The sequence below is a fragment of the Burkholderia metallica genome (assembly GCF_001718555.1).
In the GTDB taxonomy this organism is placed as follows: Bacteria; Pseudomonadota; Gammaproteobacteria; order Burkholderiales; family Burkholderiaceae; genus Burkholderia; species Burkholderia metallica.
This window is the reverse complement of record NZ_CP013402.1, coordinates 154,740-169,328: the sequence shown is the minus strand read 5'-3', so window position 1 is coordinate 169,328 and position 14,589 is coordinate 154,740. Positions and strand designations below refer to the sequence as shown.

At 67.5% G+C, this 14,589-nt stretch carries 11 protein-coding genes and 1 pseudogene; 7 read left to right on the top strand and 5 right to left on the bottom strand.

Going from position 1 to position 14,589, the window contains the following annotated elements; genetic code table 11:
* Positions 1–26: 26 nt before the first annotated feature.
* Positions 27–1,220 (top strand): XylR family transcriptional regulator, encoded by a 1,194-nt coding sequence (locus WJ16_RS16710; RefSeq protein ID WP_069258203.1) that lies wholly within the window; start codon positions 27–29, stop codon positions 1,218–1,220.
* 25 nt (positions 1,221–1,245) lie between these two features.
* Positions 1,246–2,334, top strand: a complete 1,089-nt coding sequence (locus tag WJ16_RS16705) for an aldose epimerase family protein (RefSeq protein WP_069258202.1) — start codon at positions 1,246–1,248, stop codon at positions 2,332–2,334.
* Between the two features lie 641 nt (positions 2,335–2,975).
* Here the strand turns inward: WJ16_RS16705 and WJ16_RS16700 are convergent.
* Entirely contained in the window at positions 2,976–4,253 is a 1,278-nt protein-coding gene (locus WJ16_RS16700; RefSeq protein WP_069258756.1) for an NAD(P)/FAD-dependent oxidoreductase, read from the bottom strand.
* Positions 4,254–4,453: 200 nt separating this feature from the next.
* Positions 4,454–5,056, bottom strand: a pseudogene (locus WJ16_RS16695) (GNAT family N-acetyltransferase); the annotation flags it as partial.
* A 236-nt stretch (positions 5,057–5,292) separates the two neighbouring features.
* Between WJ16_RS16695 and WJ16_RS16690 the strand changes: the two are divergent.
* From WJ16_RS16690 to WJ16_RS16670, 5 genes are all read left to right on the top strand, one after another.
* Positions 5,293–6,213 (top strand): LysR substrate-binding domain-containing protein, encoded by a 921-nt coding sequence (locus WJ16_RS16690; RefSeq protein WP_069258201.1) that lies wholly within the window; start codon positions 5,293–5,295, stop codon positions 6,211–6,213.
* 588 nt (positions 6,214–6,801) lie between these two features.
* Entirely contained in the window at positions 6,802–7,347 is a 546-nt protein-coding gene (msrB, locus tag WJ16_RS16685; RefSeq protein WP_069258200.1) for a peptide-methionine (R)-S-oxide reductase MsrB, read from the top strand.
* Positions 7,348–7,382: 35 nt separating this feature from the next.
* Positions 7,383–9,251, top strand: coding sequence for a cytochrome c biogenesis protein DipZ (locus tag WJ16_RS16680; protein ID WP_069258199.1), 1,869 nt, complete (start codon positions 7,383–7,385; stop codon positions 9,249–9,251).
* A gap of 123 nt (positions 9,252–9,374) precedes the next feature.
* Positions 9,375–10,070, top strand: coding sequence for a peptide-methionine (S)-S-oxide reductase MsrA (gene msrA, locus WJ16_RS16675; protein WP_069258198.1), 696 nt, complete (start codon positions 9,375–9,377; stop codon positions 10,068–10,070).
* A gap of 244 nt (positions 10,071–10,314) precedes the next feature.
* Positions 10,315–11,430, top strand: a complete 1,116-nt coding sequence (locus tag WJ16_RS16670; protein WP_069258197.1) for an aromatic ring-hydroxylating oxygenase subunit alpha — start codon at positions 10,315–10,317, stop codon at positions 11,428–11,430.
* Between the two features lie 28 nt (positions 11,431–11,458).
* Here WJ16_RS16670 and WJ16_RS16665 read toward each other — a convergent pair whose 3' ends face one another.
* The 3 genes from WJ16_RS16665 to WJ16_RS16655 all read right to left on the bottom strand — a co-directional run bounded on the left by WJ16_RS16665 (position 11,459) and on the right by WJ16_RS16655 (position 14,583).
* Entirely contained in the window at positions 11,459–11,848 is a 390-nt protein-coding gene (locus WJ16_RS16665) for a cytidine deaminase (RefSeq protein WP_069258196.1), read from the bottom strand.
* A gap of 104 nt (positions 11,849–11,952) precedes the next feature.
* Positions 11,953–13,269: a thymidine phosphorylase gene (deoA, locus tag WJ16_RS16660; protein WP_069258195.1), complete on the bottom strand. Its 1,317-nt coding sequence runs from the start codon at positions 13,267–13,269 to the stop codon at positions 11,953–11,955.
* Between the two features lie 39 nt (positions 13,270–13,308).
* Positions 13,309–14,583, bottom strand: a complete 1,275-nt coding sequence (locus WJ16_RS16655; protein WP_069258194.1) for a NupC/NupG family nucleoside CNT transporter — start codon at positions 14,581–14,583, stop codon at positions 13,309–13,311.
* Between the last annotated feature and the right edge of the window lie 6 nt (positions 14,584–14,589).

Below are 14,589 nucleotides of genomic sequence, written 5' to 3'. Positions count from 1 at the left end.
CCCGCGGCACGTGCCCCGAGATCGAGATGACACGCGCCCCTTCCGCCCAGACACCGCATCGCATCGCGCTGCTGTTCAACGCGAACAAGGTCTACGACCGCGAAATCATCAGCGGCATCGGCCAGTACCTGCACACGACGCGCGTCGTGTGGGACCTGTTCCTCGAAGACGACTTTCGCTGCCGGCTCACCGGCATCGAACGCTTCGACGGCGACGGCATCATCGCGGACTTCGACGATCCCGCCGTCGCCGACGCGCTCGCCGGCTCGCCGCTGCCGGTCGTCGCGGTCGGCTCGTCGTACGAGGATCCGGCGCTGTATCCGAGCGACGTCCCCTATATCGCGACGGACAACCCGAAGCTCGTGTCGCTCGCATACACGCACCTGATCGGCGCGGGGCTCGCGCATTTCGCGATGTACAGCCTGCCGGTCGCGCAGGAGAATCGCTGGGCCCAGCAGCGCGAGCTCGCATTCGACCGGCTCGCGCGCGCCGACGGGCTCGATGCATCGATCTACCGCGGGCTGTCGACGAGCGCGTCGGGCTGGAATCACGCGATCGAGCAACTGATCGGCTGGCTGCATGCGCTGCCGAAGCCCGTCGGCGTGATCGCAGTCACCGATGCGCGTGCGCGGCATTTGCTGCAGGCATGCCTGATCGCGGGCATCGCGGTGCCGGAACAGGTCGCGATCATCGGCATCGACAACGATCCGCTCACCCGCACGCTGACGCGCATTCCGTTGTCGTCGGTGATCCAGGGCACCGAGGAAATGGGCCGTACCGCCGCGCACCTGCTGCACCGGATGCTGCGCGGCGCGCGCTTTCCCGGCCAGCGCATTCTCGTGCCGCCGGTCGGCATCAACGTGCTCGCGTCGACGCGCCACCAGCCGCTGGCGAGCCCGCACGTGATGCGCGCGCGGCATTTCATTCGCCAGTACGCGTGCCAGGGGATCAAGACCGAACAGGTCGCCGACTACGTCGGCGTCTCGCGCTCGCTGCTCGAAGAGCATTTCCGGCGCGAACTGCAGCGCACCGTGCACCAGGAAATCCTGCGCCACAAACTCGAGGCCGCGCAGGCGCTGCTCGCCGGCAGGCAGGCGTCGAGCGCCGAAGTCGCGATCCGGTGCGGGTTCACGTCGCTTCAGTACATGTACGCGGTGTTCAGGCGCGAGCTGGGCTGCACTCCGCGCGAATACCAGGAACGTGCGGCCGCCCCGCATTGACGCCCGCCGCCCATCCGACATTCCCATGCATATCGATATCGACTCCTCACACCTGACGCCGGGCGCTGCCCGCGTGCATTCCGAGCCGTGGGGCGCGCTGCCCGACGGCGAACCCGTGCGGCGCTACACGCTGCGCAACGCACACGGGATGCGTGTGTGCGTCAGCGATCTCGGCGCGACCGTCGTGTCGTGGCTCGCCCCCGACCGCACGGGGCGCGTTGCCGATATCGTGCTCGCGCACGATACGCCGGCCGAGTATCTCGCATCCGGTGTCTACCTCGGCGCGACCATCGGGCGCTGGGCGAACCGGATCGCCGGCGCGCGCTTCGCGCTCGACGGCGTCGACTACCCGCTCGATCGCAACGAGAACGGCAATCTGCTGCACGGCGGTACGAACGGCTTTCATCGCGCCCGCTGGGACGTGACCGACGACAGCGGCGGGCTGACGTTACGGCTCGATTCGCCGGAAGGCGATGCCGGATTCCCCGGCAACGTGCGCGTGCAGGTGCGCTACACGCTCGACGACGACGGCACGCTGACGATCGACTATGCGGGCTGGACCGACGCCCCGACGCCGCTGAACCTGACGAACCACAGCTACTTCAACCTGAACGGGCGCCCGGGCAGCGACGTGCGCGGCCATCTGCTGCACATCGACGCCGATGCGTTCCTCGAAGTCGACGATGCGCTGATCCCCACCGGCACGGCCGACGTGACGGGCACCGCGTTCGATTTCCGGCAGAGCGCGCCGATCGGCGCGCGCCTCGACTGGCCGAATGCGCAACTGGCCCGTGCGCGCGGGTTCGACCACTGCTTCGTCGTCGGCGACGGTGCGCGCGAGGTCCGTCCGGTCGCACGCGTCTACGACCCGGAAAGCGGACGCGAATTGACCGTGTCGACCGATCAGCGGGGGCTGCAGCTCTATACGGGAAACTATCTCGACGGCGTGCGCGTGAGCGGCGGCGCGCAGTGCGCGCGACACGCGGCGCTGTGCCTGGAAGCGGGCGGCTTTCCGGATCAGGTCAACATGGCCGCGCTGCGCGACGACGCGATCCTCCACCCGGGCGCCGTCTATCGACAGACCACCCGGTATCGGGTCGCTGTTCGCGCATAGCGTGCACGGGCCGGATGGCCGGCCCGCGCCGACGGGAACGATCGGCGCCGGCCGTGCGGCCTGCCGGAATCGCGACGGCGCGTGACGGCCGCCGTCGCCGGCGACCCGCTCCGCTCAGCGCGACTCGAACGCGGACCCGCCGCCTTCCTCCAACGCGCCGTTCGTCTTGAGCAAATCCGATTCGATCGTGCACCGGGTCGGTGTCGCCAACTTATTTCCATGTCCGACCCTCTCGCGTTGGCGCTAACGAGGAAATGCGCTGAAGACGATGCCTGCGATGCAGATTCCGCTACGGCTCGTCGCACGCTATGGCAAATCGCCGTCGGGAATGCGCGCCGCATGGCGTCCTTTCGGATTGCCTCGCGTTGCCGGATTGGGGGGATGACCGAGTCGCTCCCGGCAAGCCCCGGACTCGCGCCATCAACGTGCGGTTCAAGCGCTCAATGCGGCCGCCCGACTGGGCGATACACAAGGTCGATGCCGTATACACGACACCCGCTGCGAAATGCCCTGCTCTTGAACTCGGCGGCATTGCGGGGAGACAACCTCGATTCAGTCGTTACCCTCGGGCGCTGCCCATTCGCCGTCGATAAAGAATCGATCCAGCCGGCTCGCCTGCATCAAGTGACGAACAGGCGAAGTCATTGCAGTGCGTCCTTGAGTCGATACCATGCACCCACGAACGGCAAAAACCACGGCTTGCCGAAATGGCCCGGGATAGCAGGCCAGCCGAAGTCTTTCCACGGATTGAGATCGGTGCGTCCGTCCATGATCTCCGCCATCAGCGTACCCATCAGCGTGGCCATGTGCGTGCCGTGCCCGCTATAGCCCATCGAGTAGTAAAGACCGTCTCGCTGGCCCGCGCGCGGCAGGCGGTCCGCCGTCATGTCGACCATGCCGCCCCAGCAATAGTCGATGCGCACGTTGGCCAGTTCGGGAAAAACGGTGGCCATCTGCTGTCGCAGGATCAACCCGCTTTTTTCGTCCGAGGTCGGGTTCGACGCCGCGAAACGCGCACGACCGCCAAAAAGCATCCGGTTGTCCGGAGTCACGCGGAAGAAGTTCACGAAATTCTTGGTGTCGGTGGCCATACGGCGCGTCGGCAGCAACTGGTCGAGCAGCGCCACCGGCAGAGGCTCGGTGACGATGAGGAACGCCCCGACCGGCACGATCCGGCGTCGGACCCAGCCGAAGGGTCCCACGTGCGAGATCCCGCTCGCCAGCAGCACCTGCGGTGCGCGGATCTCTCCACGCGGCGTTCTCACCACGTATGCGCCCCGGGGTTCCCGCTGCAACCCCAGGACCGGCGCATGTTCCAGAACGTGAGCGCCACGCGCTTGTGCCGCTTTCGCGAGACCACGGACATAGCGACCGACGTGCATTCCGGCGCTCTTCTTGAAAATCAATCCGCCGTGGTACCGGTCCGAGCCGATCTCGTCACGAAGCTCCGCCTTCGTCACCAGGCGCGTATCGGGGTCCACGCTCGCCGCAAGCAATGCCTGACTTCGCGCGAGCTTATCGAAGTGCTCCGGCTTGGCCGCGAGTTTGAGCTTTCCCGTGCGAACGAAGTTGCAATCGATCGACTCTTCCCTGACCAGCCGCTCGACCGTGTCGACACCCGCGTCAAATGCGAGCCACAATCGGTTGGCTAATTCCGTACCGATGCGCTGCGACAGCGAAGCGTAATCCTGCGCGAAGCCGTTATTGCACATGCCGCCATTGCGGCCCGACGCCGCCTGCCCCACGGTTCCGGCCTCGCAGACGATGACGCGCGCGCCTTTTTTGGCGAGTGCAAGCGCGGCGGCCGAGCCGGTGATCCCCCCACCCACCACGACCACGTCGCAACTTCCGCCGTGCATGTCAGGCGTGCTGCCGACGAATGGCTCGGACGTATCCAGCCAGTAAGAACCGAGATGCATTACACGCTCCAAAGCTGGCATCCTGGTGCTCATACCTGACACCATGGACGCAAGCGCCAAAATCCGGTGTTGAAAGTCGGCAACCTTTCCCGACGTCGATTTATTTCGCTATCCATATCGATAGGGTTCAACGTCGACGATCTTGATCCCCTGCCTCATGACTTCGGAGTCGCAATTCATGGCGACGCCTAAAACATCGCTCCGACGATCTCGCCATCGCGTTCGAGCACGACGCTTTCCGCGCGCCTCAGCAATGCGGACAAAAGTGCATGACGCTCCAGACCGGAAGCGCGCGAAGCCAGTTCAATGAGGTAAGGGATGTCGGCGGAGGTGCCGGTGCGCAGTCGCTCGCCGTCAAGCAACGCAACGGGCATAGCGTTGCCGACGTTCCCTTGATACTGCTCCAGCGATCCACACACGTTGAAACCGAGTTTCTCGTAGAGCGGTCGACCGGCCGGCGTTGCATGCAGGAATATGATCCGCGGCCCCAACTCTTCGAGGACGATTTCCATCAGCTTGCGGCCAATACCGCGGCCCTGGTGCGCTGACGACACGATGACATGACCGAGCGACGCTCGGTCCGCCCCGAACTTCCAGCACATCGCGGTACCCACGACGACACCCCTTTCTTCAGCCACGAACCCTGTCGACGTGTCGGCGGAAAATCGCCATTCTTCCGGCCTGTATGGCCAGCCGAGCGCCATGGAAAGGGCATGCGCCGCCGGTGTGTCGGTCGGGGTGAACGTTCGATACCGAAGATTCGTCGTCAAGGAAGGAACGTTCACAACGGCCACCTGTTTCATAAGCTGCTCCACCCAATATTGCCGTTACGCCCGAGCACAATCTCCCGGCGCCATACAACCGCAGCCGCTTCGATCTCGAACTTCAGACCGATGTGCAGTGCCGGGACCGGCGCGACGGCGCGAGCGGGTCTCGCATCGCCGGCCCGCCGAAGTTGCCGTGCCGATGCGACTCACTATAGAAAAAAATGTTTTTGTCGTGTTTAATATCCAATGAATCCACCGTTAACGATCTCTTAATGCTCCAGTTGGAAGACATGCAACTGCTTCGTGCGCTCGGCGTATCCGAGTCGCTTGCGGCAGCGGCACGGTTATTGGATCTGACGCCACCGGCAGTCACGGTGCGCCTTCAGCGCATCGAAGAACGCGTCGGGGTGAGCCTTGCGACGCGCGCGGCCAGAGGCATTTCGCTCACTGACGAAGGGCAGCGCCTCGTTCAGGAAGCGATCGATATCCTGGAGCGGATCGAATCCATTCCATCCCGCCTGTCGGGAGATTCGAGTGGTGTAAGCGGCCATCTGCGCGTTGTGGCACCGTTCGGGTTCGGCAGGGAATATGTCGCGCCGCTCGTTCGAGACCTGCATCGCTCACACCCCCATCTCGCGGTTTCGCTGATTCTGGTCGAAAGTCCGCTCGCTGCCGCGACGGGTGCCGACGCAGTCGTTTCCATCGGCGCCATTAAAGGGTCCTCGTGGGTGGGGCATTTTCTGGCCCCGAACGACCGTTTTCTTTGCGCGAGTCCCGCCCTTGCGCGTAGCCTTTCGAAGCTTACGCATCCGTCTGAACTCTCCCGGCACGCATATCTGACGTTGCGGGAGAACGATGAAGACGTGACCCGCCTCCGTTTCACGCAACACGATGCTGCAGGCAAACGGATCAGCAAGGCCGTAACGGTCCGGTTGAACAGTGCGTTGTCCTCGAACGACGGCACCGTGGTGAGGGACTGGGCGGTTGACGGTCTCGGAGTCGTCGCGCGCTCCGAATGGGATTGTGCGCGGTTGATCGCAGCGGGAAAACTGAAGCGCGTGTTGCCGGCTTGGCGCCTCGAACCCGCACCGGTCATCGCCCTGACACCGACGCGTCAGGGCCTGACCATCCGTCAGCGGGTATTTTTGGAAGCCGCGAAGCGAGCCTTCAACCCGGTGCCTTGGCGGAATTGACCTGGGTTGAACAATGCCGAGCAACCGCTTTGTCCGCCATTGAGCGCACATTCGCGGCGAATTCCGATAATCGCCGCTCCCGCTAAAAATCCGCGACCTTGACCGCGTAGCTGGGCCACTGCGGCCCAACACATCGCGCCCCTCTTTCACGACACAACGGCGTACGTCCTGACTCGCCCCTGAGTTTCCACGTAGAAACGATCGAACGCACGAGTCCACATGCGCACCGCGCGTCGGGCGTGCCAGCTTGCAAACTCATCCGTCTATCGATGCGCATCCGACGCCCGGTGTGATTCGCGACCGCAGGCAAACAACGCACATGTCCCTGTCCGATTTGATCGGCAAGCCAAAATCCGGATTCGCCGCGCAACTCACCGAACACTAAAATCGCGGCACAAACCGATGCTCGGTAAACATCGGCGGCGCCCCATTCGAAGGCCCTCGCCAGCAAGCACTTCGACGACTGCCATCGCACTCCACGGAACACCCCCAATCTTCACGATTCATTTAACTTTCCGTGAGGACTTCGACACCGGCCACTCACTACGATAGGCGCATGTTTTCAGGACCTGTTGCCAGGAGCCCATCATGCCCACCCGCAGACATCTGCTGTTCGCCGGCGCCACCGGCCTCGCCGCGCTCGCGACCCTGTCGTCCGTCGGCCGCCGCGGGCTGGTCGGCCGCGCGTTCGCCGCGCCGCCCGCCCCCCCGCAAACGGCCGCCCCACGCACAGCCGCCCCCTTCGAAATCACCCTCAGCGACGCCGAATGGCATCGCCGGCTCACGCCCGCCCAGTACACGATCCTGCGCGAAGCCGGCACCGAGCGGCCGTACACCAGCCCGCTGAACGACGAGCACCGGCAAGGCACGTTTGCGTGCGCCGGCTGCAACCTCGCGCTGTTCTCGTCGGCCGCCAAGTTCGACAGCCATACGGGCTGGCCGAGCTTCTGGAAGCCGCTCGATCACGCGGTCGCCACCGACACCGACGCGTCGTTCGGGATGATCCGCACCGAAGTGCACTGCCGCCGCTGCGGCGGCCATCTCGGCCACGTGTTCGACGACGGCCCGCCGCCCACCGGCCTGCGCTATTGCATGAACGGCCTCGCGCTCACTTTCCACCCGGCCGCCGCCTGATCCGGCCCCACTCCTGATCGACTGGAGAACGCACCATGCTGCTCATCGTCCTTGCCTACCTCGGCGGCGTGCTCACGATCCTGAGCCCGTGCATCCTGCCCGTGCTGCCGTTCGTGTTCGCGCGCGCCGACCAGCCGTTCGTGCGCACCGGCCTGCCGCTGCTGGCCGGCATGGCGCTCACGTTCGCGGTCGTCGCGACGCTCGCCGCCGTCGGCGGCGGCTGGGTCGCGCAGGCCAACCAGGCCGGCCGCTGGGTCGCCATCGTGCTGCTCGCGGTATTCGGCCTGACGCTGCTGATGCCGCGCGTCGCGGAGCATCTGACGCGCCCGCTCGTCGCCGCCGGCAACCGGCTCACCGGCTTCGCGCAACGCGACGGCCGCCCGGCCGGCCCCGCGTCGTCGCTGCTGCTCGGCGTCGCGACCGGCCTGCTGTGGGCGCCGTGCGCGGGCCCGATCCTCGGGCTCGTGCTGACCGGCGCCGCGCTGCGCGGCGCCAGCGTCGGCACCACGCTGCTGCTGGTCGCGTATGCGGCCGGCGCGGCGACGTCGCTCGGCGTCGCGCTCGTGATCGGCGGCAAGGTGTTCGCGGCGATGAAGCGCTCGCTCGGCGCCGGCGAATGGATCAAGCGCGGGATCGGCGCGGCGCTGCTGGCCGGCGTCGGCGCGATCGCGCTCGGCCTCGACACGGGCGCACTCGCGCAGCTGTCGACCGTTACGACCGGCGGGCTCGAAACGAAGCTCGTCGACCGGCTCGGCGGGCGCTCGAACGGCGCGCCGGCGATGATGCCCGCGACCGGCAACGCTGCCGACGACGCGCGCGGCGGCGCGATGATGGCCGCGGCAGCCGATAGCGCGCAAGCCGGCGGCGGCGCAATGACCGGCGGCGCGATGATGCGCACGGCCGACACGACGCATGCACCGGCCACGCTGCCCGTCGAAGGCACGCTGCCGTCGCTCGACGGCGCGGTGCAGTGGCTGAACTCGCCGCCGCTGACGGCGGCCGGCCTGCGCGGCAAGGTGGTGCTGGTCGATTTCTGGACGTATTCGTGCATCAACTGCCTGCGCACGCTGCCGTACACGACCGCCTGGGCACGCAAGTACGCGCCGTACGGGCTGGTCGTGATCGGTGTGCACGCACCTGAGTTTGCGTTCGAGCGCGACATCGGCAACGTGAAGAAGGCCGTGCACGACCTCGGCATCGACTTCCCGGTCGCGATCGACAACCGCTTCACGATCTGGCGCGCGTTCAACAACGAATACTGGCCCGCGCACTACTTCGTCGACGCGCAGGGGCGCATGCGCCGCCACCACTTCGGCGAAGGCGAATACGCGGAATCGGAGCGCGCGATCCAGACGCTGCTCGCCGAGGCCGGCCATCCGGAAGCATTGAACGTGCCGCTCGGGCTCGCCGGCGCACCCGCGAACGGCGCGCTCGCGGCAGCGGACGCCGCGGACGTCCGTTCGCCCGAAACCTACGTCGGCTACGCCCGCGCGGAGAGCTTCACGTCGCCGGGCGGCGTCGTGCGCGATGCGGCGCACCGCTATGACGCGCCGGCGCACCCCGATCTCAACGACTGGGGCCTCGCCGGCACGTGGCAGGTCGGCGCCGAACGCGCGTCGCTCGCCGCACCGTCGGGACGGATCGTCTACCGCTTCCACGCGCGCGATCTGCACCTGGTGCTCGGCCCGGGTGCGAACGGCCAGCCGGTGCGCTTTCGCGTGACGATCGACGGCGCGGCGCCCGGCGCCGCTCACGGCAGCGACGTCGATGCGCAAGGCGACGGCACCGTGACCGGACAGCGCCTGTACCAGCTGGTCCGGCAGCCCGGCGCGATCGCCGACCGCACGTTCGCGATCGAATTTCTCGATCCCGGCGTGAATGCGTATGCGTTCACGTTCGGCTGATCCCGGCCGAACGCGGCGCACCGGCGCCGCGTCCGCGCCTCCCGCTTTCCGTACCGCTTTCCGAAGGAGCACACCGTGAATACCACTTTCTCCCGCGGCCCGGCGCCGCAACGCCGCACGGCGATGCTGCGCCGCATCGGCGCCATCGCCGTCGCGGCTGCCGCGCTGTTCGGCTACCAACGCATCGTCAATTCCGCCGAGACGATGCGCGCCGTGCCCGCGCCGACGCTCGACGAAACGCCCGGCGCATCGCACGACGAGACGGCCGTGTTCGCCGGCGGCTGCTTCTGGGGCGTGCAGGGCGTGTTCGAGCACGTGAAGGGCGTGAAGCAGGTCACGGCCGGCTACGCGGGCGGCGCGTCCGAAACCGCGCACTACGCACTCGTCGGCTCGGGGCTGACCGGGCACGCGGAATCGGTCCGCATCGTCTACGACCCGACCCGGATCACGTATGGCCGGCTGCTGCAGGTGTTCTTCTCGGTCGCGCACGATCCGACCGAGCTCAACCGCCAGGGCCCCGACGAAGGGACGCAATACCGGTCGGCGATCTTCCCGACCACGGCGCAGCAACGCGCGGTCGCGACCGCGTACATCGCGCAGCTCGGCGCCGCGCACGTGTTTCCGGCGCCCGTCGTTACGCGCGTCGAGGACTACAAGGGTTTCTATCCGGCCGAGGCCTATCACCAGAACTACCTCGAACTGCACCCCGACGCGCCGTACATCGCGTACAACGACATGCCGAAGATCGCCGGGCTGAAGCAGCACTTCCCCGCGCTGTACCGTACCGACGCGGTGCTGTGGCGCGATGCGCGCTCGTGACCCGCAGGCGGCCGCGTGACGGGGTAACACCCGCCGCGCGGCCATGCCCGTGCCGCCCCGCGCCCGGGTGCGGAAAGCGCGCCGTCCTATGCCCGGGTTGCGCTGCATCAACGAAACCGCCACCGCCGTGCCGGGGCAAACCCGCATCGCTTCTGCCGTAACGGGCAACTTCGCGTAGACTTCTCCAGATCAACGCCGCATCCTGCGGCGCCACGTATTCCAGTCCCGCCCGGAGGCGTCACGCATGCACGCAGTGCCCTTCCCCGATAGCGACACCCTTGGAGAACCCTCTTCCGGCACGGCCGTGCGCGACCTGCGCCGCGTGCCGATTCATCCCGATCACTGGTACCCGCTCGCGTGGTCGCGCGAGCTGAAACGCGGCAAGACGCTCGGCGTGCGCTTCGCCGGCGATCCGATCGTGCTCGTACGCACCGAATCCGGCGCCGTGTACGCGCTCGAAGATCGTTGCGCGCACCGCCAGGTGCCGCTGCACGCCGGCGTCGTGAGCGGCGAGACGCTGCGCTGCTGCTATCACGGCTGGACCTACGCGTGCGACAGCGGTCGCTGCGTCGACGTGCCGTACCTCGGCCGCGAGCGCCTGCCCAACGGCGTGCGCGCGTATCCGTGCCGCGAAGCGCACGGGCTGATCTTCGTGTTTCCGGGCGACGCGACGCTCGCCGACACCCGGCCGTTCCCCGCGCTCGAATCGGCGGACGACCCCGCGTTCAAGACGCGCCGCTTCGGCCGCGAGGTCAAGTGCCACTACTCGTTCATGCACGAGAACCTGATGGACATGAACCATCAGTTCCTGCACCGCAAGCAGATGGGGCAGATGCGCGCGCGCTCGGTCGGCCGGCGCCGCGGCGACGACTGGGTCGAAGTCGACTACACGTTTGCGCGTATGGAAGGCAAGCAGCCGGTGGGCGAGGCGCTCGTGTTCGGCGCGAGCAAGAAGCCGGGCGAGCAGGCGAACAAGAGCGTGATGACGGTGCGCACCGGCTATCCGTACCAGACGCTGCAGATCCGCTCGAGCGAAGGCACGCTCGTGATGGATCTGTGGATCGTCTACGTGCCGCTCGACGCCGAACAGCGCACCAACCGAACCTTCGGACTGCTGTCGATCCACAAGCCCGGCATACCGTTCGCGCTCGATCTCGCGTGGCCGCTGCTCGTCTGGTTCACCGAGCGCATCTTCCGCGAGGATCGCTGGATCGTCGAGCGCGAGCAGGAAGCGCACGATCGGCAGGGCGCCGACTGGAACCACGAAGTGTTCCCGGTCATCAACGAGCTGCGCGACCTGCTGCGCCAGTGCGGCGCGCGCACGGTAATCCCGATCCGCGACGCGCGCGACGGCGTGTGACGGGTACGGCGCGCCGCGGCGCGCGCCGTTACAACCGGAACGCGCCCGGCAGCAGTGCGTCGGCCGTCGTGACCTCGACGGCCCCTTTCAGGTTGGCCAGCACCACTTCGATATCGGGCGTGCCGATCTCGATGATCACCTGACGGCACGCACCGCACGGTGCGATCGGGCCGTCCGTGTCGCCCACCACCGCGAGCCGCGCGAAATCGCCCGGACGATAGCCGGCGGCGACGGCCGAAAACAGCGCCGTGCGTTCCGCGCAGTTGCAGAGCCCGTAGGATGCGTTCTCGACATTGCAGCCGTGAAAAATCGTTCCGTCGCGCGCCTGCAGCGCCGCGCCGACCTTGAAACGCGAATACGGCGCATAGGCCCGCTCGCGCGCCGCCTTCGCCTGTTCGATCAGTTCGTCTCTTTCCATCTCGCCGTGCCTCCGATTCGTGTGCCGGGGTGCATCCGCGCCGCCGCATCCCGGGCGTCGCGATACGTTCGCGACCTGACGCAACCGCCCACCTCCGCCGCCGGTCAGCCGATCCGTTGATAAAGGGTCGGCGGCACGTCGGCCGTCTCGCCCAGCACGTAGCTGCGCTGGACCGCTTCCACCGCGTGCGCCGCGGCGGCGGCGTCGCGGGCATGCACGTAGCCGAGCGGCGCGCCGCCCTCGACGTGCTGCCCGATCTCCGCGAGCGCCGTCAGGCCGACGCTGTAGTCGATCGCATCCGCCGCGCGCGTGCGGCCGCCGCCGAGCGCGACGACCGCAAGCCCGAGCGCGCGGCAATCGACCCGCTGCACCACGCCGCTCGCGCGCGCCGGAACCGGCACGATCACGTCCGCCCGCGCAAGATGACGCGCCGGCGCATCGATCAGGTCCGCGGGGCCGCCGAGCGCGACGACCATTCTCGCGAAGCGTTCCGCCGCCGCACCCGAATCGAGCGCGTGCTGCAGCTTCGCGCGCGCGGCCGCGACATCGTGCGCCAGCCCGCCGGTGACGAGCAGCTCCGCCGACAGCGCCATCGTGACGTCGTGCAGGCGCGCCGGACGCGACTTGCCGGTCAGGTAGTCGATCGCGCACGCCACTTCGAGCGCATTGCCCGCGCACGGCGCAAGCGACTGGTTCATGTCGGTGAGGATCGCGGTCGTCTTCATGCCGGCGCCGTTGCCGACGTCGACGATGCTGCGCGCCAGTTCCGCCGATTGCTCCGCGGTCGGCATGAACGCGCCGGAGCCGACCTTGACGTCCATCACGAGCCCGTCGAGCCCGGCCGCGAGCTTCTTCGACAGGATCGACGCGGTGATCATCGCGACCGACTCGACGGTGGCCGTCACGTCGCGAATCGCATAGATGCGCTTGTCGGCCGGCGCCAGCCGGGCAGTCTGCCCGATGATCGCGACGCCGACGTCGCGCACCGTGCGGCGAAACGCATCCGTATCGGGGGTCACGTCGTAGCCGGGAATCGCGCTCAGCTTGTCGAGCGTGCCGCCGGTATGGCCGAGCCCGCGCCCCGAGATCATCGGCACGTAGCCGCCGCACGCGGCCACCATCGGCCCGAGCATCAGCGACACGACATCGCCGACGCCGCCCGTCGAATGCTTGTCGATCACCGGCCCGCCGAGATCGAGCGCGCGCCAGTCGAGCACGTCGCCCGAGTCGCGCTGCGCGAGCGTCAGCGCGACGCGCTCGTCGGTGCTCAGGTCGTTGAAGAACACGGCCATCGCGAATGCGGCCACCTGGCCTTCGGTCACGCTGCCGTCGGTCACGCCGCGCACGAACGCGGCGATCCCGTCGCGATCGAGCGGTTGCCCGTCGCGCTTGCGGCGAATGAATTCCTGCGGTAAGAACATCGTTGCTTCTCCTCGATCGTTAGGCGCGCGCTGCCCGGTTCAATGCAGCGAGAAGAACAGGCCGGCAATCGCCGCGCTCATCAGGTTCGACAGCGTCGCGGCCGTCAGCGCGCGCAGGCCGTGCCGCGCGACTTCCGAGCGGCGCTCGGGCGCGACCGCGCTGAAGCCGCCCGCGAGAATCGCGATCGACGAGAAGTTCGCGAAGCCGCACAGCGCGAACGACACGATCGCGAGCGTCTTCGGGTCGAGCACCTGCAGGCCGGCCGCCGCCACGTGCTCGCCGCCCTTCAGGTACGGCGACAGGTCGCCATACGCGACGAACTCGTTGAAGATCAGCTTCTCGCCGATGAAGTTGCCGGCCAGCGCCGCGTCGTGCCACGGCACGCCGATGATCCACGCGAGCGGCGCGAACAGGTGTCCGATGATACCCACCAGCGTGATCTGCGGAAAGCCCGCGAACGCGGCCACGCCGGCCACGATCAGGTTCATCAGCGCGATGAGCCCCACGAACGCGATCAGCATCGCGCCGACGTTGATCGCGATCCGCAGCCCGACCGAGGCGCCCGACGCCGCCGCCTCGATCACGTTGGCGGCCCGCTTGTCGTCGAAGTCGAGCCCGTCGACCACCACGCGGCTCGGCTCGACCGTCGGAAACAGCAGCTTGCCGAACAGCAGCCCGCCGGGCACCGCCATGAACGACGCGGCGAGCAGGTACTCCATCTTCACGCCGAGGCCTGCGTAGCCGACCAGCACCGAGCCCGCGACCGACGCCATGCCGCTCGCCATCACGGTGAAGATCTCGGCGCTCGTCATGTTCCGCACGAACGGCTTCACGAGCGCGGGCATTTCGCTCTGCCCGAGAAAGATCGTCGCGACGGCCGAGCACGCCTCGATGCGGCTCACGCCGAGCATTTTCGCGAGCACGGCGCCGAGGATCGCGACTATCCACTTCATCACGCCGATGTAGTACAGCACCGCGATCAGCGCGGTCACGAAGATGATCATCGGCAGCACGCGCAGGCCGAACACGAACCCGCCGTCGCCGAACAGCTGGAACATCCGGCTGTCGACCAGCCCGCCGAACACGAACGCGATGCCGTGATTGCCCATGTCGAGCACGCGATTGACGCCGTTCGCGGCCGCCGCCAGCACCGCGCGGCCCGTCGGCACGAACAGCACGAGCGCGCCGATCGCCAGCTGCGTGCACAGCGCGGCGATCATGGTCCGGCCGCTCACCGCGCGCCGGTTGTTCGACAGCAGATAGGCAACCAGCAGCAGGAACAGCATACCCAGGAGACTGCGCAGAATGTCCACCTCGTA